This window comes from Pseudonocardia sp. 2-7, from assembly GCF_056341085.1.
The window spans coordinates 418,784-438,357 of the sequence record NZ_CP094507.1 but is presented as its reverse complement, the minus strand read 5'-3'; the positions used below and the strand labels follow the sequence as shown (position 1 = coordinate 438,357).

The 19,574-nt window shown below is 67.2% G+C and carries 20 protein-coding genes and 1 tRNA gene; 17 read left to right on the top strand and 4 right to left on the bottom strand.

Features of this window, described 5'->3' with window-relative positions:
- The first annotated feature begins 4 nt into the window (after positions 1-4).
- From MTO91_RS02245 to MTO91_RS02230, 4 genes are all read left to right on the top strand, one after another.
- Positions 5-202, top strand: coding sequence for a helix-turn-helix domain-containing protein (locus MTO91_RS02245; RefSeq protein WP_158092192.1), 198 nt, complete (start codon positions 5-7; stop codon positions 200-202).
- Positions 202-1,365 (top strand): tyrosine-type recombinase/integrase, encoded by a 1,164-nt coding sequence (locus tag MTO91_RS02240; RefSeq protein ID WP_476653561.1) that lies wholly within the window; start codon positions 202-204, stop codon positions 1,363-1,365. The genes MTO91_RS02245 and MTO91_RS02240 overlap by 1 nt, the downstream gene beginning before the upstream one ends.
- 569 nt (positions 1,366-1,934) lie before the next feature.
- Positions 1,935-4,694: a DEAD/DEAH box helicase gene (locus tag MTO91_RS02235; protein WP_476653559.1), complete on the top strand. Its 2,760-nt coding sequence runs from the start codon at positions 1,935-1,937 to the stop codon at positions 4,692-4,694.
- A gap of 194 nt (positions 4,695-4,888) precedes the next feature.
- The gene (locus MTO91_RS02230) at positions 4,889-6,889 is read left to right on the top strand and encodes a site-specific DNA-methyltransferase (RefSeq protein WP_476653558.1); all 2,001 of its coding nucleotides are present in this window, start codon (positions 4,889-4,891) and stop codon (positions 6,887-6,889) included.
- A 195-nt stretch (positions 6,890-7,084) separates the two neighbouring features.
- Here the strand turns inward: MTO91_RS02230 and MTO91_RS02225 are convergent, their stop codons facing one another.
- From MTO91_RS02225 to MTO91_RS02215, 3 genes are read right to left on the bottom strand one after another with little or no spacing between them, the layout of a single operon-like run.
- Positions 7,085-7,513 carry an NUDIX hydrolase gene (locus MTO91_RS02225; protein ID WP_476653556.1) on the bottom strand — a complete coding sequence of 143 codons (429 nt, stop codon included), beginning with the start codon at positions 7,511-7,513 and terminating at the stop codon, positions 7,085-7,087.
- The gene (locus MTO91_RS02220) at positions 7,510-8,316 is read right to left on the bottom strand and encodes a hypothetical protein (protein ID WP_476653555.1); all 807 of its coding nucleotides are present in this window, start codon (positions 8,314-8,316) and stop codon (positions 7,510-7,512) included. The genes MTO91_RS02225 and MTO91_RS02220 overlap by 4 nt, the downstream gene beginning before the upstream one ends.
- On the bottom strand, positions 8,313-9,185 hold the full coding sequence (locus MTO91_RS02215; RefSeq protein WP_476653554.1) for a hypothetical protein: 873 nt from the start codon (positions 9,183-9,185) through the stop codon (positions 8,313-8,315). Before MTO91_RS02215 ends, MTO91_RS02220 begins: the two co-directional genes overlap by 4 nt.
- 85 nt (positions 9,186-9,270) lie before the next feature.
- On the opposite strand from MTO91_RS02215, the gene MTO91_RS02210 reads away from it, so the two are divergent.
- The 10 genes from MTO91_RS02210 to MTO91_RS02165 all read left to right on the top strand — a co-directional run bounded on the left by MTO91_RS02210 (position 9,271) and on the right by MTO91_RS02165 (position 15,981).
- Complete coding sequence (locus tag MTO91_RS02210) at positions 9,271-9,672, top strand: hypothetical protein (protein WP_476653552.1); 402 nt, start codon at positions 9,271-9,273, stop codon at positions 9,670-9,672.
- A gap of 325 nt (positions 9,673-9,997) precedes the next feature.
- Positions 9,998-10,186, top strand: coding sequence for a hypothetical protein (locus tag MTO91_RS02205; RefSeq protein WP_075332859.1), 189 nt, complete (start codon positions 9,998-10,000; stop codon positions 10,184-10,186).
- Between the two features lie 3 nt (positions 10,187-10,189).
- Positions 10,190-10,528 carry a hypothetical protein gene (locus MTO91_RS02200; protein WP_476653551.1) on the top strand — a complete coding sequence of 113 codons (339 nt, stop codon included), beginning with the start codon at positions 10,190-10,192 and terminating at the stop codon, positions 10,526-10,528.
- Complete coding sequence (locus MTO91_RS02195) at positions 10,516-10,722, top strand: hypothetical protein (protein ID WP_476653549.1); 207 nt, start codon at positions 10,516-10,518, stop codon at positions 10,720-10,722. Before MTO91_RS02200 ends, MTO91_RS02195 begins: the two co-directional genes overlap by 13 nt.
- A 199-nt stretch (positions 10,723-10,921) precedes the next feature.
- The gene (locus MTO91_RS02190) at positions 10,922-12,256 is read left to right on the top strand and encodes an FtsK/SpoIIIE domain-containing protein (protein WP_476653548.1); all 1,335 of its coding nucleotides are present in this window, start codon (positions 10,922-10,924) and stop codon (positions 12,254-12,256) included.
- Positions 12,256-12,471 (top strand): hypothetical protein, encoded by a 216-nt coding sequence (locus MTO91_RS02185; RefSeq protein WP_208820661.1) that lies wholly within the window; start codon positions 12,256-12,258, stop codon positions 12,469-12,471. Before MTO91_RS02190 ends, MTO91_RS02185 begins: the two co-directional genes overlap by 1 nt.
- Positions 12,468-13,124: a hypothetical protein gene (locus MTO91_RS02180; RefSeq protein WP_476653546.1), complete on the top strand. Its 657-nt coding sequence runs from the start codon at positions 12,468-12,470 to the stop codon at positions 13,122-13,124. Before MTO91_RS02185 ends, MTO91_RS02180 begins: the two co-directional genes overlap by 4 nt.
- Positions 13,125-13,223: 99 nt before the next feature.
- Positions 13,224-14,594: a replication initiator gene (locus MTO91_RS02175; RefSeq protein ID WP_476653544.1), complete on the top strand. Its 1,371-nt coding sequence runs from the start codon at positions 13,224-13,226 to the stop codon at positions 14,592-14,594.
- Complete coding sequence (locus MTO91_RS02170; RefSeq protein ID WP_476653543.1) at positions 14,591-14,779, top strand: helix-turn-helix transcriptional regulator; 189 nt, start codon at positions 14,591-14,593, stop codon at positions 14,777-14,779. Before MTO91_RS02175 ends, MTO91_RS02170 begins: the two co-directional genes overlap by 4 nt.
- The gene (locus tag MTO91_RS02165) at positions 14,779-15,981 is read left to right on the top strand and encodes a site-specific integrase (RefSeq protein WP_476653541.1); all 1,203 of its coding nucleotides are present in this window, start codon (positions 14,779-14,781) and stop codon (positions 15,979-15,981) included. Before MTO91_RS02170 ends, MTO91_RS02165 begins: the two co-directional genes overlap by 1 nt.
- A 12-nt stretch (positions 15,982-15,993) precedes the next feature.
- On the opposite strand, the gene MTO91_RS02160 is transcribed toward MTO91_RS02165, so the two are convergent.
- Positions 15,994-16,066 (bottom strand) — tRNA-Lys (locus MTO91_RS02160).
- A gap of 342 nt (positions 16,067-16,408) precedes the next feature.
- On the opposite strand from MTO91_RS02160, the gene MTO91_RS02155 reads away from it, so the two are divergent.
- The 3 genes from MTO91_RS02155 (at position 16,409) to MTO91_RS02145 (ending at position 19,261) form a co-directional block, all read left to right on the top strand.
- Entirely contained in the window at positions 16,409-16,990 is a 582-nt protein-coding gene (locus MTO91_RS02155; RefSeq protein WP_476653539.1) for a superoxide dismutase family protein, read from the top strand.
- Between the two features lie 108 nt (positions 16,991-17,098).
- Positions 17,099-18,220 (top strand): tRNA dihydrouridine synthase DusB, encoded by a 1,122-nt coding sequence (gene dusB, locus MTO91_RS02150; RefSeq protein ID WP_476654787.1) that lies wholly within the window; start codon positions 17,099-17,101, stop codon positions 18,218-18,220.
- Positions 18,221-18,373: 153 nt separating this feature from the next.
- Positions 18,374-19,261, top strand: a complete 888-nt coding sequence (locus MTO91_RS02145; RefSeq protein WP_357438466.1) for a GGDEF domain-containing protein — start codon at positions 18,374-18,376, stop codon at positions 19,259-19,261.
- Positions 19,262-19,574: the final 313 nt, after the last annotated feature.

The window sequence follows — 19,574 nt, the reverse complement described above, 5'->3', positions numbered from 1 at the left end:
CGACATGGACGACATGCAGCTCATCGCGCCGCTGTGGACGGTGCAGGACGTCTCGGAGTACCTGCGGGTGCCGGTGCAGACGCTCTACTCGTGGCGCCAGACCGGCTACGGGCCGCCGTGCCGCCGGGTGGGCAAGCACCTGCGGTACCGGCCGACCGACGTCGCCGCGTGGCTCGACGGCCTCGACGACGGGGTGGCGTGATGGCGCGCCCGCCGATGCCGCTCGGCAGCTACGGGGCCATCACCGCCTGGGAGGACAGCTCCGGGTGGGTCGCCGAGACCCGGTTCCGGGACTTCGACGGGGTGTCCCGCCAGGTGAAGCGGCGTGGCAGGTCCAAGGCCGCCGCCATCCGTGCGCTGCGCGCCGCGCTCGTGGACCGGCAGACCCCGGTGAAGGAGTCCGAGGTCGTGCCCGACACCCGGTTCGGCAAGGTCGCGGACCTGTGGCTCGCCGAGGTCGAGGAGGCTGTGGAGTCCGGTCGGCGCAGCCCCGGCACGCTCGACATCTACCGGTCGATCTACCGCCGCCACGTGCGGCCGGCCCTCGCCGACCTGCGGGTCCGGGAGATCACCACACCGGTCGTGGACCGGGCGCTCGGCGTCATCAAGCAGCGCTCGTCCTCCCGGGCCCGGACGGCGAAGATCGTGATCTCGGGCGTCATGAAGCTCGCCGCCCGGCACGGCGCGATCGCCTACAACCCGGTCCGGGAGGTCGCCCGGATCGACTCCGAGCCCCGCCGGCCTCCGCGCTCGCTGACCGCGGCCGAACGCACGGCCTGGCTGGATGCGGTGGAGCAGAGCACGAAGGCACGGGACTGGGACCTGCCCGACCTGACCCGGATGATGCTGGCGACCGGTGTCCGGATCGGTGAGGCCCTGGCGGTCGGCTGGTCGGAGGTCGACCTCGACGAGGGCGTGGTGGACGTCCGTTGGCGTCTGGTCCGCCGTACCGGGGTCGGCCTGCTCCGGCTGCCGTCGACCAAGTCGGGCCGCAAGGGTGAGCGCCTGGTCCCCATCCCGTCGTGGGGGCTGACGATGTTGAAGCGCCGGCGCCTGGCGATCGGCCCGGGTGTGGAGGCGGTGTTCCCGGACTCCCTGGGCGGCTGGCGCGACCCCGCGAACGTCCGCCGCGTGTGGCGCCAGGTGCGCGACGACGCCGAGCTGGACGGGCTCGTGAGCCACACGCTGCGTAAGACCGTGGCGAGCTTCCTGGACGACGCGAACGTGACTGTCCGGAAGATCAGTGACCAGCTGGGCCACTCCAAGATCAGCATGACGCAGGACCGCTACCTCGGGCGCAGGCTCACCGACCGTGAGACGGCCGAGGTCCTGGAGGGCATGTTCGACAACGACGGGGACGGGTAAGTGGTCCCAAAGTGGTACTGCGATCTTGGTGAGATGATCAGCGCGACGCTGTGACCTGGTGATTGTGTGGGCCCCCGGGGGATCGAACCCCGAACCCGCGGAGACAAGATCCACTTCTTCTGGCTGCGCTCGACGTTCGCCGTCGCCACTCATGCACTGCGCGGACTCGCCGCCGCATCTTCCACCGACGACGGTCCGCCGTCGGCTTCTGCCGTTGAATTCCGGGGGTAACCCGGGGGGCGAGCCCGCTCCCCCGCGCCTTCTGAGTGCCATCCCGTCGACCTGTCGCCAGACCGACCGTGCGGGCGCCCGTGGGCGGCCCTCGACGCTGCCGCACCGACCCTGCCACGATCCGCCCACGGGCGGCCGTGCGGTACGCCCTCCGGGAGGTCGACGGGATGGCACGGTCCCCCGCCATCCCGGAGACCTGCCTCCCGGCGAGGGGACGCACTGGAGCTGGAACCAGAGCTGCTGCTACCACGATCGTATGGCGCTGACCGGCTGACGAAGAGCAGTTAGTAAGGTCACCACGGTTATCCTCACGTGCGCCGGCCTCTGAAGGAACGATCTTGAAGCTGGAACTTCTCGACTATCAGGCAGACGCTGCGGACAAGGTCGCAAGGTCCCTGGTCAGAGCTGCCCGAGAGCACCGTGACGACCCTACGGAGCTCTCGGCCGTCGTACTAGCGGCACCGACCGGAGCAGGCAAGACCGTCGTTGCCACAGCGGTTGTTGAAGCGTCACTCGACGATGACGAGACGACGCCCGGAATTGGCGAGGCCACCTTTCTTTGGGTGACAGATGATCCTAGCCTGAACCGACAGACGCTTCACAAGATGATGGCAGCGTCTTCTGCCCTACAGCCAAATAGACTGATTACGATCGACAGTGACTTCGACGAAGAGATATTCGAACCCGGTCGGGTATACTTTCTCAACATTCAGAAACTCAGCACGACGGCAAATCTTGCGAAGCCGCGTAGCGACCACCGCGAGTGGTCTCTTTGGGAAACAATCGCGAACACAATCCAGAAGCGACCCTTCGGCTTCACCGTTATCATCGATGAAGCACATCGAGGCATGAGTGCTAACGGCGCACGCCGCGATCGCGACACAATTGTTTCGCAGATAATCGGCGGCGGATCAACTGGACGGCCGGCGGCGCCCGTGGTGTGGGGTATTTCCGCTACGCCGAAGCGGTTCGTCAATGCGATGACGGATCTCGGACGCAATACTCGAGCGCACACTATCGACGTCGACGACGTCCGATCCTCTGGCCTCCTGAAAGACCAGATCGTCCTTGGACATACCGACGGCGTAGAAGCCGCCGAAACGACCCTCGTTCGCCATGCAGTACGGCGGACCCGCCAGTATCACGACCGATGGCGTGAGTACACCACGTCGAGTGGGGACGAGGATGTTCTTCCAGCTCTCGTGGTTCAGGTGGCAGATAAGCCTTCGGCTAACGATCTAGCAGATTTGGTAGGCACAGTACTCGACGAGTGGCCGGAAATCTCTGCATCGAACATTGTTCATGTCTTCGGCGACCACTCCGATCTACAAGTTGGAGAGTCGAAGATTCACTGGTGCCCGCCCGAGGACATCCAAGACCGAAGTTCCGCGCGAGTCGTCTTCTGCAAAACCGCAATCACAACGGGATGGGACTGCCCTCGCGCCGAGGTGCTCGTGTCACTGCGAGTCGCTAAGGACATTGACTCGATCACCCAAGTTATGGGCCGCATGGTTCGCACTCCACTTGCCCGGCGAGTTAACACTGACGAGAGCCTCAACTCAGTCCATTGCATTCTTCCTCGCTTCGAGCGAGCCGCCGTTGACGCTATCGCCGAAAAGTTTCGACGGGGAGACGACGATCTCCTAATCGCGACCCACTCGGTCGTCACGACACCCGTTACACTTACACGGAACCCAACCCTTAGCGGCGGACCGAGTCAACCACAGACGACAACAGAGCGTTCGTCCGATAATGCCGGCTCGGATCCCAGCCGCGACATCGGATCGACCGACACAACCGAATCATTCCTCGTTAGCCCCGGTAGCCCGAACACAACCCAATCGCCAACAAGCTCGCGCCCTGCAGGCAGCCCCACTTCACTTCCGCCAATCGAGCCGTCAACCACACCAGATTCTCCTGACCTATTTAGCGATAAGTGTCCTAACCAGGAACTCAAGGCCTCCAACGGCTCCACCGCTATCTTCGAAGTGATCGAACGACTGCCTTCCTATACAATTCCTCGCCGCTCCTACCGGTCGCCAATTTCACGTCTTTCAACACTCGCAACCCTGCTGGCGAAGTCGTACGGCTCTCACACCATTCACCCTGCAGCACAGTCCGAGTTCCGGAACCAGCTGCTGGCTGCGATCGACGTTTATAAGTCGATGCTGGAAGAAACTGGCGAGCTAGACGATCTCCTGACGCACGCGCGCACGACCAGACTCTTCGAGAAATCGATACATCTTGGAACCGCTGGCTCGTCCATCGACACAAGCACTGCTATAGCACTCGACTGGCGCGGCCTCGAGTACCTTATGAACCGCGCCAGAAGTCTGCTTCCAGAGGGCCTAGCGAATGCTTATGCGTCTCGAAATGCACCGACGGATGACGACGTTGCCGAAGCGTTCATCTTGACAGTAGCTCTTGCGAGTCAGGAGAATTTGCGGCAGGAACTCGACACACGTGCTTCTCAGCTTCTTGAGAGCTGGTTTGATCGATTTGCTTCGTCCATCACTCACCTTAGTGATGCCGACCAGGACGCCTTTGACCGAATCAAGCGCGAAGCGGACCGCCCGCTCCGCACGTCGATAATCGTGCCGACTCGCAGGACCGAGGACGCGATCGGCGAGAGTTGGCCCAAGCACATCCTGTCGGATGATCAGGGCAACTTCAGGGTTTTGTTGTCAGACTGGGAAGCTCACGTTGTCAAGACTGAGCTAGAGTCTGGCTGTGTCGCCTGGTACCGAAATCCAAGTAGTGGTCGCCACTCTCTCAAGATTCCCTACACTACGAGTGCAGGGGTAGCTGGCATGTCACCCGACTTCATCTTCCTCAATGAGGTCAGTGGCAAGTTGACTGCTTCCATTGTCGACCCCCACGGAACTCACCTTGCAGACGCAGCTGCCAAGCTACACGGAATCTCCAAGTACTCTATAGAGCACGCGGATGAGTTTCAGAGAGTTCAATCGGTCGCCCAGATTGATGGCCAGTATCGAATGCTCGACCACTTTCGGTCAGACGTACGTGAAGCGATTCACAACCTCTCGCGCAGCGCTTCCACCGATGACATCTTCAGAGAGTTTAGTGTCCGCTACTAGGCGAGGGGCGACCGATGGCTCATATTGACAATCTTATCGACTCAGTTCGTGACCCCGAGCTTCGAGCGGCCCTTAAGGCTGAATACGATAAGACCACGAAAACTAGAAGCCTAGGCTTGGTCTTCGACCGGCATCAGCCGGAGAGCCTTCTCCTACCTCGACTTAGACCTCGTGTAGGGGACAGAGTCAGCGTGATGATGCCCGGAACCCGGGATCGTACGCAGACCGATCAAACAGGCCTCTGGACTGTCGCGAACTTGGAAAGAGACTCGAACTTTGCGATCCTCCATGATGCGGATGGCGAGGTACGCCGCGAGCCTCTTAGCAGAGTCGTTGTCATTCGCGAGTTTGGCGATCCAATCTACCCAGGCCTGGTCTCAACCGGATCGGTCCTTCGCGGTGGCGGACAGGATGGAGCGTCGGCAGGCAAGCCGTTTCATTCCGTAATTAATAGCGAGAACTACCACGCCCTTGAAGCCCTTCTTTATCCGTTCGAGGGGCAGATCGACGCGATTTACATTGACCCGCCCTATAATTCAGGGGCTAGGGACTGGAAGTACAACAATAACTACGTCGATTCAAATGACCCGTATCGCCACAGCAAGTGGCTGTCCTTTATGGACCGCCGCCTGCGAGTTGCCAAACGGCTATTGCGGCGTGACGAATCGGTCCTGATTTGTGCGATCGACGAGAACGAAGTGCACCGTCTCACGCTACTGCTTGGTCAGATCTTTCCGACCAGTAAGATTCAAATGGTTAGCGTGCTAATCAATCCTGCGGGTGCATCGATCGTAGACCAGTTCACCCGTGTCGATGAGCAACTACTGTTCGTTCACATCGGGGGCGCACGGCCAGCACGCACACGCACTGACACAACACCTGGAGTGTCTACACTCGCAGATGCGGAAGGGAAGGCGAAAACCTTCCGGTGGGAGGTGCTGCAGAGATCGGGTGGAAATTCGCGTCGACAAGATACAAAAGCCAAGTTCTTCCCAATCTATGTCGATGAGGACAGCAAGAGGATCGTCGGCTGTGGGGATCACCTAGCTGAAGGGCTACCGCGTTCGGCGGCACCGGCTCCCCCCAGAGGCTGCTTCGAGGTCTGGCCGATCAAGAGCGATGGATCCGAGGCCTGCTGGCAGGTATCCGATAAGACATTTCGGAAGTACTTAAATGAGGGACGGATACGCCTCGGAAGGAAGGATAAGAGAACTGGCCGTTGGGGCTTCTCGTTCTTGACTTCAGGTCACATGCGCGCAATCGAACAAGGAGAGCTCGCAGTAGTTGGGACTGACGAACACGGCACCCTCGTGGTTGAGACGGTCGAGAATGTGCGACGGTCTCAGATTGGCAAGACAATCTGGACAAATCCTGCTTATAGCGCAACTACGCACGGGTCGATCATGCTTAACTCATTCATTCCCAGTAGAAAGTTTCCCTATCCCAAATCACTCTATGCAGTCGAAGATGCTTTGCGCTACTACCTAGTCGACAAACCGAACGCACTGGTATTGGACTTCTTCGGAGGATCAGGCACGACGCTCCACGCCGTTGCTCGACTTAACCATCAAGATTTTGGTAGCCGCCGATCGATAATCGTAACAAATAATGAAGTATCACCGGGGGAGGCAAAGGACCTTCGAGCGCGGGGATACGTTCCGGGCGACAAGGAATGGGAAGCGCAAGGAATCTGCGAGCAAATCACGAAGCCGCGAATTACATCGGCGTTGACAGGGTACACCCCGAATGGCGAACCTGTCACCGGCAACTATCGCTTCGTCGATGAGTTCCCATTCAGTGACGGCTTTAGTGAGAACGTTGAGTTCTTTGACCTTACGTACGAGGATCCGGCACTTGTTTCGCTCGGACGACGCTTTGAAGCGATCGCGCCGATGCTATGGTTGAAGGCGGGAGCGCAGGGGCGTCGCATATCTGAGATTGAGTCGAATGGATGGAGCGCACCCGACGATGCGTCCTACGGTATACTGTTCGATACCGCGAAATGGTCGGACTTCGTTCAGGCGCTCTCCGCGAGACCGGCAGATGCATTTCAGCTGAGACAGATCTTCATCGTTACTGACTCAGCGTCCGAGTATCAGCAGATTTCGGCCCGCTGCCCAAGAGGGGTCGCGACTTCCCGTCTCTATGCTGACTACCTCCGCACCTTTGAAATCAACACCTCTCGGCGACACTGACGATGCCGTGACTTCGGAGTTACTCCAGAGCGAATCGGGCACCGTCCGGGGACCGGCCGGAGGCCGCATGCCCCGGACGGTGCGATGGCTAGCGCACGTTCACCGACTGCTAGCGCCCGAAGGGCGCCTTGATACCGAATGGAAGGTTTAGACACGGCGAGCGCTGTCGCCGCCCGATGGTGCGATTCGTGCTGTTCAGGAGGGGTGGACGATCGTCCCGTCGTGAGCCCGTGAGCGGGGTTCTGCGATGAGCGCGTCGAGAACCCGGACGGCGTAGGCAGGCATCATGCGGTCCTCGACCTCGTCAGCCGTGAGCCACTCGACGCGCTGAGATTCCGCGGTGGTCGTCGGCGCGCCGGAGACGAAGTGGCAGCGGTAAACGATGGCGACGACGCCAATAGTCATGTTCTTGTAGACCCCGCTGAGGTGGTCGACGGCGACGGTCACACCCGTCTCTTCGGCGATCTCCCGGACGACACCTTGCTCGAAGGTCTCGTCCTGTTCGAGGACCCCGCCCGGCGCTTCCCAGCGGCCGTTGTCGCGGCGCTGCACAACGAGAATGCGTCCGTCTTCGCGGACGGTGACCCCGGCGACGGCCACGGAGTGGCGCGGCACGCTGGTCATGTTCGGTTGGGCTGCCAGACGACGAGGGTCTTGTCGTCGTGCGGCTTGGCTCGTGGGAGGGCCTGCCCGTTCGGGTCGTTCTCGGTCTCCCAGCGGTGCAGCCGGCCAAGCAGAGCTTGGAGCTCCGCGTCGTCGCTGGCGGCAACATCAGCCCAGGGCAGGCCGAGATGGTCGATGACCCGTTGAGCGCCGTCGGTGGCGATGACGGCCCAGGAGACGGATTCGTTGGTGAGCTGCATGGTCTCGGCGTGGTGTCCCGCGGCGGGGTCGGCTTCGGCGATCCAGTAGCCGTCCTGGGTATTGCGGGCCTGGACTTCGCAGCGCTGGATGGTGGTCAGGAGGTCGCGATGTCCGTCGTCGTAGCCGTGGCCGTGACGTAGGCGCTCGTGGTAGTTCCGGCGGGCGGCTGGGGCGACGGTGGAGAGGCGATCGTCGCGGAGGCGAACCTCTCCCCCGCTGGTCAGTCCGAGCACGATGGTGTTGTCACCGAGTGCCGCCACCTCGATGGTTGTCTCGGTCCACCGGAGCAGGGCCACAGTCGATGACGGACCTCCCCCGGGTGCGATTCCCAGGGTGCCCGTGGCGTCGGCGATCGCCTCCGCGATGACGTCAGGCAGTTCGTCGCGGCCTGCGAGTCGGGTAGCCAGGGCGTCAAGCAGGGTGTCGACGTAGCGCTCAGCCGGTGGGACCTCGGGTGCGCTTGCGGTGGCACCGTCGAGCACGACGATGCCGTGCGGTGTTGCGATCCACCGGTCTTGCCCGGGAAGTGATCCGGCCGGTAATAGCGCACCGTGGATGCTCACTGGGGCCACCGTCGGGGCGGCACCAGGATGTCCAGACGGGTGGGGTTCAGCTCGTGAAACTGTCCCCCGATGGCCATGCTGAACGAGTCGTCACCGAACTCGGCCCACAGTTCGGGCACATGCTCCATGAGGTAGTGCGCCGCTCCCACCGACCCGAGGGCGTGGATCCCGGCAATGTGGACCACTACAGCGCCGGAGGGCATCGCATGGCGGGCCACGTAGGCGACGTCTGCGCGGCTGGGCTGCTCGTCGTCCATCGGGGACAGGAACCGCTCGCCGGTCTCGTGGTCGATGATGGCCCAGCGGGCGCCGTCGCCGATCGACATCGTGAGAAGCGGGTCGCGCTGCATGAGCAAGTTCCCAATGTGCGCTGACGCGGGACCGCAGACCACCACGGCGTCGCGCTCGGGTTCCCACTCCTGCCGCGGGTCGATGATGCGACGCTCGACGGTGAACGCCAGGCGCTCGGTCTCCTCGGTCAGGTAGGCACCGGTGGCGTCGTCCTCGGTGGCGATGACGACGTCCTGACGGTCGAGCAGGCGCCGGCCGGGTAGTGCGATGTCGAGCGGACCGACGCCGAAGAACGCCCGATGCGGCGGGGGCGCGGTGTTCCGGATCTGGGTGATCCTGCCCTTGGTCAGGCCGAACGCACGGGCCACCTCGGTATAGCTGCCGCCGAGCTGGTCACGAGCCTCTTCGACCGCGGCGCGACGGATGCGCGCGAGTTCCACCGATCGCTGCTGGTAGGTAGCCAGCAGGTCGGTTGCACGCCGACCGCGTCGGACCGGATCCGGCTCCGAACGCAGCGCGTGGAACTCCTCATCAACATCAACCACGCCCGCCAGTTTAGGCCCCTTGACAAGGGCCACGCCCGGCGCCATGCTTGTTTAGCCCCCTGAACGAGCTGTCTGACCGAGCAGGAGTTTAGGGGTATCAACGACGAGAGGTGGAACGATGAGGGATCTTCCGGTGGTGCTCGACAGCTACAAGCTCACGGTGGTGGAGCCGCCCGCACCCAAGACCCGACAGGACGCCAACGGCGCGGAGGTGCCGGTGACCGACCGGGACGGGGTGACCCAGTTCGTGGTGTCGCTGTTCGCGAAGCTCCAGGTGGCGGCGGGGCAGCGGGCGCCGAAGGGTGAGGAGATCAAGGTGACCCTGACGACGGACCCGGGTGAGGGGTTCGGGGAGGACGCCCGGGTGCAGTTGATCGACCCGAAGATCAACCCGTACTCGATCGAGTCCGCCGACGGGCGCACGGTGTCGGGGATCGCGTTCAAGGCGATGGGCCTCAAGCACGCCCACCCCGCTCCCGCGCCGATGCGACGGGGCAAGGACGACGAGAACCACTCCTGACCGACCTCTGAGTCGTCGGTTCTGCCCGCGAGCGTAAGCGGGCCGGTCGCCTGATGTAGCGGCCCACTTTCTGTTGCCGGAATGGTGTTCCGGCAATTCCCAGCAATTCCGAGACGGGGACACCTATGTCCCCTGCCAAGGGGTGATCTGCGGTGGTGTGCGGCGAATGCAGCGGTAGCCGAGCGTGCGATGTGTGCGACGGCTACGGCGAGTCGACCTGCGGTGTCGAGTGCGGGGCGTGTGGTGGCTCCGGGGTCTGCCCGGGCTGCTTCGGAGACGGCGAGACCCACGGCCCGGCGCCGTCGGTCGGAATGGAGATGACGGCATGAACACCAACACGAGCGTCCGCCCACGGGTGACGACCGGGGTAGGTCGCCTGGTCCGGCGATTGGAGATCGAGCGGCGCCGCTGGGCCCGCACCGAGCACCCGGTGGTGGCGACGGAGCAGGCGTGGCGGGCCGGAGTCGCCGAAGGGCTGCGCCTAGCCCAGCTCGCGATCCGCAAGGGGGTCTGAGCCGTGGCGATCAACCTCGGGGCCCGCGACCGGGTCAAGACCCTGCCGAAGGTCAACCGGCGAGCGCTGCGCAAGTACGGAGAGTTCTGGCGGGCCTTGCAGCTCGTCGGCGACGCCCTCGCCGAAGCCGACAAGGTCGCCGCGAAGGCCACCGACTCCAAGTCCAAGCGGTCCGGGAAGGGGATGTCAGCGAAGGCCGGCGTCCAGGGGGAGCACTGGTCGACCGCGTCGCCGGAGGAGATCCGGGCCTCGGCCAAGACCGCGCACGCCTCGCTGCGGGTGATGGCGTCGTCGGCGAAGAAGTGGGAGGCCGAGCTGGTCTCCCGCGAATGGAGGAAGTGAACGCCATGTCGAAGGCTGTGGACCGCACCGTTGAGGAACTGGATGCCGCGATGCGCGAACTCCGGCGCTCGTTGCACGGGATTCCGTATCGGACGGGTGGGTTCAAGAACACCCACGACAACCTCGCCCGCGACGTCGCGCACCTGACTGTGCACCTGGATTCGGCCCGTGGGGCATTGCGCGAACAGAAGTAACCCATCTCTGGGTGGTGGGGTCGCCCGCTGCACTGATTCTTGGCGGAAACACACAGCGGGCGCCCCTGCTACCCGACACACATTCTCGTGAGGACTGGTAGCAGTGAACAAGCGTAGTAGCTCTGCAACACGCATGAACGGCCCGGCACGCACTCATGTGGGTCGTGCTTCTCGGCCGCCGGGTCGGGAGTTCCAGGCGTTGGCCTGGACCGCGCGTCATCCCGGGTTCGTCGCGGTCCCTTTGATCGTCCTGGGGCTGGCGCTGATGCTCGGCCCGATCGTCACGGTGGTCTTCCTGACCGTGCTGGTCGTCTCTGTGGCGGTCTGGGGTCGTGCCCATCCGGCGAGTTTCGATCGGTTCGCCGCACCGGCTCTGCGGGCCACGTGGCGGCGGTGGACGGTCTACCGCGGCCGTCGCTGGGCCCAGCTCATGTCCGACTGCGGACTGACCAAGGAGCACCGCCACACCGGCGATCTCCTCGTCCCGCGGGTGCTGCGGGTCCGGTCGTCCTCGGCGTCGATCGACACCGTCTACGTCCGCATGGTCCGCGGCCAGGATGTCGCCTACTGGCAGGAACGCTCCTCGATCCTCTGGGAAGCCCTGATCGCGCACCGGGTCGCCATCACCCGCCACCGCCCGGGCGTGGTCGCGATCGTCATCGAGTGGGAGCTTCCGTTCACCCGCACGATCCCCGCCCCGGACATCCCGGAGACCACCGAGGATGTGGACCTGGGTGCGGTGGAGATCGGGGACAACGAGCGCGGCGAACCGTTCACTGCTCCCGTGATCGGCGGGCACCGGCTCGTGGCCGGCGCTTCCGGAGCGGGCAAGGGCTCCGTCCTCTGGTCGACGCTGCGCGGGGTGGGTCCGTGCATCCGCGACGGCATAGTGCGGGTGTGGATGGTGGACCTCAAGGGCGGGGTGGAGACCGAACAGGGCGCACCGCTGTTCCACCGCTACGCCACCTCGATGCCACAGGCACTGGAGCTGCTCACGGAGTTCCGCGACGCCATGCGGGACCGGCAGGACGACATGCGCGACCAGAACATCCGCGCCTGTACCCCCTCCACAGGAACCCCGGTGGAGCTACTGGTCATCGACGAGATGGCCATGCTCACCGCCTACGGCGACCGCACCTCAGTCCGCGACGCACTCCGCCTGCTCGCGGAGGTCATGACCCAGGGCAGGGCGTCACTGTTCGCCGTCCACGGCTACCTACAGGAGCCCTCCAAGGACGTCGTGGACGTCCGGGAGCTGTTCACCCAGCGCATCTGCCTCGGCGTCACCGCCGCCTCCCACGTCGACATGGTCCTCGGCGAAGGCGCACGGGAGCGAGGTGCGCTGGCCGATGAGATCCCCGGCGACGCCCGCCACGCCGGGATCGGCTTCGTCATCGACAAGGGCTCCCGCCTCCCGGTCCGCTTCCGGGCCGCGTTCGTCTCCGACGACGACATCGCCGACCTGGTGAGCCGCTGCACCCCGCCGCCGGACGCGGACGTGATCGACCTCGACACCGAGCGGGGGGCCGCCTGATGGGCACCACCACCGCATGGGTGCTCCGCACCTGGGCCAGGTTCACCCTGCTGTTCGCGCTGATCGTCGGCGGGACCTGGCTCTACCTGGGATCAGCGTCGGGTTGGTTCTGGGTCGTGACCGCTGGTGCGGTCGTCGCGGAGTGGTACGTGATCCGGCAGCTCGCCCGGGAGTGGTCGTGGGAGGCCCGCGCCACTTGGTGGTGGTCGGCATGACCGGCACGGTTCAGGGTGCGTTGTTCGGGGAGCCGGTCACCGTCGAGACCACCGACCACGGCCCCGCCGCGACGCAGGACCCGCGCGAGGTCGCCCGGGTCGTCGCTCTGGCTCAGGACCCGGGGCTGTTCGTCATCGAACGCAGCGGGCTGGTCCTGCGCGCCGACCCGGCCCGGCCTGGCTGCGCCGACGCGGTCGCCCGCCACGACGGGGACACCGTCGGCCAGCTTCTCGACACCGGACACCTGCGGCTCGGCGGCACCCACCACCTCCACCACAACGGCGCTGAAGGTCCCACCCGCTCGGTGCTCGTGCCGAAAGCGACGCGGGACATGGTGTCCCGCTGGGACCACCTGCGGCCCATCCCGGAACCGACCCGGTCGCCGGAACCCACGAAGGAACCGCAGCGCTCCACCGGCGTGATCAACGTCGATGTCGTCGAGCCCGGTAAGGCGCTGGTCTGCCTCGGCGCCACCGGTCAGGGCGGGACCGTGCTGCGCGACGGAGGCCGCTACCGCGTCGAGAACGACCACGGCGCACTCGTCGGCCACGCCAGCTCCTACCGGGCCGCTGCCCGGCTCCTGGCTCGCTACCACGGCTTCACACCGGGGCCGGTCGAGATCGAGCACGAACACCGCCTCTACCGCCGCTGACCCCGGCCGATCCGGCCCGGCCCCGCCGTGTGAGACCAGCTCCCGGCGGGGCCCGGCGCCACCCCACCCCACTCACTCGTCCCTCGGAGGGATGCCGTGATGACGGCTGCCACGACCACCCAGCACGACCACGATCTGTCTCACCTGCTGCGTTCGGAGAACTTCCAGACTTGGCGGCGGGAGGTCACCGCCATCGGCGGCTGCGCCGCCCCCATCCATCTCACCGGCTCATCCCGCATCTACGACCGCGCCACCGGCACCGTCGTCGCCGAACGGGAAGGCGAGATCCTCGCCCCCTGCGGCAACCGACGGGCCAGCGTCTGCCCGGCCTGCTCGGACCGCTACGCCTCCGACGCCTACCACCTCCTGCGCTCCGGAATGGCCGGCGGCAAGGGCGTCCCCGACAGTGCCGCCACCCACCCGCGGCTGTTCGTCACCCTAACCGCGCCCTCGTTCGGGCCGGTGCACACCCGGCGGGTCACCGCCCGCGGCCTCGTCATCCCCTGCCGCTGCGGCGACAAGCACCACCGCGACGACCCCCGCATCGGCTGCGCTCTCGACCCCGACACCCACGACTACGTCGGCGCGGTCCTCTGGCAGGCCCACTCCGGAGTCCTGTGGAACCGCTTCGCCATCCGCCTCCGACGCCTCCTCGCCCAGATCTTCGGCGTCCGGGTCCGCGACTTCCGCGACCACGCCCGCCTGTCGTACGCCAAGGTCGCGGAGTACCAGCGTCGCGGACTGGTCCACTTCCATGCGGTCGTGCGCCTCGACGGCCCCGACGGGCCCTGGACCGCGCCACCGGCCGGGATCACCACCGAGGCGCTCCACGCCGCGATCCGGGACGCCGCCCACGACGTCTCGCTCACCGTCGACAGGCCCGACGGGGCTCCGCTCCTGCTCGCGTGGGGCACTCAGGTCGACATCCGCCCCATCACCAGCACTACCGCGGCCTCGCTCGAGAACGACGACGGCGAGATCACCGACAACGCACTCGCCGCGTACGTCGCCAAATACGCCACCAAGGGCACCGGCAAGAGCGAGGCCACGGATCGGCCGATCCGCGACATCGTCCACCTCGACCACCTCGACATCACCCCGCACCACCGCAGGTTGATCGAGACCGCGTGGGAGCTCGGCGGCTGCGAGGAGTACGAGGGGCTGAACCTGCGCCGGTGGGCGCACATGCTCGGCTTCCGCGGCCACTTCCTCACCAAATCCCGCGCCTACTCCACGACGTTCGGGGCGATCCGCGGCGACCGGCGCACCTACCGGCTCGGGGAGACCCTGGCCGCCCTGGACACCCCCACCGAACCGGGCGCGGTGCTGGTGGTCAACGACTGGTCGGTCGTGCACATCGGGCACCGGAACGACGCCGAACGAGAGATCGCACTCGGCATCGCCGAACGCCGACGCGAGCAACGCCAGACCCGCAGCACCGACCGCACACACCTCGGGAGGACCTCATGAACGGGATCGAGAAGTTGTGGGGCGTCAAGGATGTCGCCGAGTACCTCGGCATCCCCGTCCAGACCCTCTACCGCTGGCGCTGCCAGGGCTACGGGCCCCGGGGCCGGCGGATGGGCAAGCACGTCCGCTACATCCCCGACGACGTCCGCGAGTGGGTCGCGTCCCTGCAGGACGAGGTCGCCTGATGGCACGCCCTCCCCTGCCGATCGGCACGCACGGTCGCATCCGGGTCTACCAGCTCGGCCAGAAGCGCTACCGCGCACGGACGAGCTACCGCGATCACGACGGGGTCGTGCGTGACGTCGAGCGAAACGGCCCGAGCAGATCCGGGGCAGAGAACGCCTTGCGGCTGGCCCTGCGCGACCGCGGCCGGGTCTCGCAGGGCGGAGAGGTCACCCGCGACTCGACCGTGCGCGAACTCGGGGAGCTGTGGCTGGCCGAGATGGACCGCGCCGTCCGGCTGGGCAAGCGCTCACCGACGACCGCCGAGGCCTACCGCTACCGCTGGGACCGGCACGTCCGCGACGGCGTCGGCATGCTCCGGGTCCGTGAGCTGACCGTGTCCCGGCTCGATCGCCTCGTGGTCGAGGTCCACGACCGCTACGGGGCCGGTGCTGCGAAGACGACGCGCACGGTGCTCAGCGGCCTCGTCGGCCTGGCGGTCCGCCACGACGCGCTCGACCGCAATCTCGTGCGCGACGTCGGCCGGATCGAGAACACGACCTCGTCCGCCCGGTCACTGACCGTGGTGCAGGCCGTCGACCTCCGGGAGAAGATCAGCGCGAATCCGAAGGCCCGGGAATGGGACCTGGTCGATTTCACCGACTTCATGCTCTCGACCGGCCTGCGTATCGGTGAGGCGGCCGCCATCACCTGGCCGTCGCTCGATCTCGACGCCGCGACGGTCGAGGTCCGCGGCACCGTCGTCCGGATCAAGGGCCAGGGCCTCACGATCAAGCCCCGGCCGAAGAGCAAGAGCGGTTTCCGCACGCTGGAGCTGCCGGGCTGGGCGGTGGCGATGCTCCGTCGTCGACGTGCCACGAGCGTGCCGAACGAGTGGGAGGTCGTGTTCACCGCCCCGCACGGTGGGCTGCGGGACCCGTCGAACACCCAGTCGGACCTGCGCAAGATCTTCGACGCGGCCGGGTACGCGTGGGTGACCTCCCACGTCTACCGCAAGACCGTGGCGACCCTCATGGACGAGGCCGGCCTCACCGCGCGCCAGGCCGCCGACCAGCTCGGGCACGCCAAGATCTCGATGACCCAGGACAACTACTTCGGTCGCAAGGTCGCCCAGACAGGGGCCGCCGGAGTCCTGGAGGTGTTCAGCAATCCCGGGGGTAATCCGGGGGTGGATCTTGATGGTTCTGAGGGACCAGGCTCGTGACCTGGGAGAATGTGGGCCCCCGGGGGATCGAACCCCGAACCCGCGGATTAAAAGTCCGCTGCTCTGCCGATTGAGCTAGAGGCCCCTGACCGCCCCCGGACACCCCGGGCCGGGCTCGCCACCGGTTACCCCCGGCCGGTCGTGGCGAACCGGACGCCACCTTACCGTCCGCAACCGGGCATCTCGTCGTCGCGACACCATCACCGTGTCGGGTGTCGCTCACCGCGTCGCTCCCTCGAACGACCGGATCCGCTGTCACAGAGCGGTTCCCGGGCGGGGCGGGCGGCGTCGCGGGCACGTGCGGGCCGCGGGGCCGCCTGCGGGGAGGTACGGGAACCGGGCGTGGCCGCCACACGAACCGGTGGAACCTGCCTCGATGTCCGTTCTCGCAGTGCCCACCCCGGCCCGACGAACGATCATCGTCGACATGATCCACGTACGCTCCGTAGCCTCGATCGCCCTGCTCGGCGCCGCTGCGCTCGTCCTCACCGCCTGCGGCGGCAGCGGCGGGGACGAGCAGCCGCAGAGCGCCGCGACCCGGGTCTCCGCAACGTTCGCCCAGGGCGGCGAGGGACCCGCCCACACCTACGACGCCGCGCTGGTCCCGGCCGGCTCGACCGTCGAGGTCACCAGCGCGGAGCAGGACGGCTCGACCGTCACCGTCCTGAAGGTGACCGGTCTGCAGCCGAACCGCACCTACGGGGCGCATGCGCACACGAAGCCCTGCACCGCGGCCTCCGGCGCCGACGCGGGCCCGCACTACCAGTTCTCCGAGGACCCGGTGACGCCGAGCGTCGACCCGTCCTACGCCAACCCGATGAACGAGATCTGGCTCGACGTCACCACCGACGCGAACGGCGCGGGCGAGGCGACCGCGACCGTCCCGTGGGTCTTCCCGGACGACCGGCGCGCGGAGTCCGTTGTCCTTCACGAGAAGCCGACCGCCACCCACGCCGGGCACGCCGGCACCGCGGGCGGACGCCCCGGCTGCGTCACCGTCGACTTCTGACCGACGCCCAGGTCGGCGCCGCGACGCCGGCCTGGGACACTGGTGGGCGTGACCGTGTTGGACAGCGTCCGCGACGCGCGGACGGACACCCCCGCCCGCCGTGACCGCGTGCTGCCGCCGTTGCGCATCGGCCCGTTCGAGGTCGACACCCCCGTGGTGCTCGCGCCGATGGCCGGCATCACCAACCCCGGGTTCCGCCGCCTGTGCCGTGAGCAGGGCGCCGGCTACTACGTCTGCGAGATGATCACCGCTCGCGGGCTGGTCGAGAAGAACCCGCTGACGTTCCGCATGATCGCCTTCGACGCGGACGAGCACCCCCGCTCGATGCAGCTCTACGGCGTCGACCCGGTGTCGATGCAGCGGGCCGCGGAGATGATCGTCGAGCGCGACCTGGCCGACCACATCGACATGAACTTCGGCTGCCCGGTCCCGAAGGTCACCCGTCGTGGTGGCGGGGCGGCGCTGCCGTTCAAGCGGGAGCTGTTCCGTCGCATCGTGCGGGCCGCGATCACGGGCGCCGGGGACCGCCCGGTCACCGTGAAGATGCGCATCGGCATCGACGACGAGCACCACACCCACCTCGAGGCCGCGCGGATCGCCGTCGACGAGGGCGCCGTCGCCGTCGCGCTGCACGCCCGCACCGCCGCCCAGCGCTACTCCGGCACCGCGGACTGGGACGAGATCGCCCGGCTGCGCGACGCCGTCCCGTCCCACGTCCCGGTGCTGGGCAACGGCGACATCTTCTCCGCGCAGGACGCCCTGGACATGGTCGCCCGGACCGGGTGCGACGGCGTCGTGGTCGGCCGGGGCTGCCTGGGCCGACCCTGGCTGTTCGGGGACCTGGAGGCGGCGTTCGCCGGGCGCGAGCTGCCGGCCGCCCCGAACCTCGGTCAGGTCGCCGCGACGCTGCGCCGGCACGCCGTGCTGCTCTGCGAGCACATGGGCGACCACAAGGGCATCCGCGACGTGCGCAAGCACATCGCCTGGTACCTCAAGGGCTTCCCGGTCGGCCCGGAGCTGCGGCGCAGCCTCGGGATGGTGGAGTCGATCGACCACCTCGACGAGCTGCTGTCCGGGCTGGACCCGGACGAGCCGTTCCCGGCCGACGCCGACGGTCCACGCGGGCGCCAGGGGTCCCCCGGTCGCGTCGTGCTGCCCGAGCACTGGCTCGACGACCCGGACGACCCGTCGATCCCCTTCGGGGCGGACGTGGAGCACTCCGGAGGTTGATCACGGCGACCCCGGGGCGAACACGCGTTACCCCGACCCGGGGGAACAAGGGCGCCGAACGGGTGCCGACGCCCCGTACGCCTCAAGCGTCCCGGGGGTGTCACCGATGAACAGTCCCAGTGGCCGAACGGCTCGACGACGGGGAGGTGGACCATGACCGACACCGCATGGACGGTGCGCAGGCTCGTGCGGTCCGCACGCCGTCTCGACCCGTCGCCGCCCGCTCCCGGACCCGACACGCCGGGCGACGACGTCGCCCCCGCCTCCCCCGCGGCCCGCGCGGCCCTGCACACCGCGGCCGCCGAGCGGCTCGCGGAGCACCGTCGCTACGAGCAGGCCTACCTGCACCTGCGCGAGGCCGTCCGGCTCCTGCACGGCCTCCACGCGCCCAGCCCCGCCGACGAGCTCGACCGGCTCCGCCGTGAGCACGCCGAGGCCCGCGAGCAGAGCCGCCGCGACAGCCTGACGGCGTCGTACAACCGCCGGTATCTTGACGAGCGGCTGATCGACCTGCTCGCCGCGGGCACGGACCTGCCGGTCTGCCTGGCGCTCGCCGACATCGACCACTTCAAGCTGGTCAACGACACCCACGGGCACCCCTTCGGGGACCGGGTCCTGCAGCGGATGGTGCTGGAGCTGGGCCGGGCCCTGCCGCCCGGGGCGTTCTGCGCTCGCTACGGCGGCGAGGAGTTCGCGCTGGTGCTGCCCGGGCTGACGGCCGAGGAGGGCGTCGCGGCCTGCGAGACCGCCCGGGAGAGCGTCGCCGCGCACGACTGGAGCGACCTGCACCCCGACCTGCGGATGACGATCAGCATCGGCGTGGCCCGGTCCCGTCCCGGCGACGACGACGTCGAGGCCCTCGTCACCGAGGCCGACGTGCTCCTCTACACGGCCAAGCAGGCGGGCCGGAACGCCGTCGCCCACCGCGACGCCGACGGCCGGGTGAGCCTCGCCGGCGCGGCATCCGGACGCCGGTCGATCCCCCAACCGGAGCAGGGTGCGTCGCGCCCCGCGCCACCCGCGCCGAGCCGGGCCGAATAAGATCCTCGGTGCGGTCCCCGCGACCGCACGATCCCGGAAGGGCGCGCTCCCCCGACGTCGCGCCCGTCACGCGCTTCCGCTCCGGCGGTCGCGACGAGGAGGCCCGGTGCAGGACGGCGACGACGAGGTGCGCCGGTCCCGGCGTACGCGTCGGCGCCCGGACGACGCGGGCCCGCCCGCGCCCCCCGCACCGCAGGGCCCTCCCGGGGCGCAGGTCCCGCCGCCCGGAGCGCACCCGTCGGGCCCGCACGGGCGCGCCGGCGCACATCCGTCCGGGCCGCAGCCCCGTCCCGCCTCCGGGACCCACCCCTCC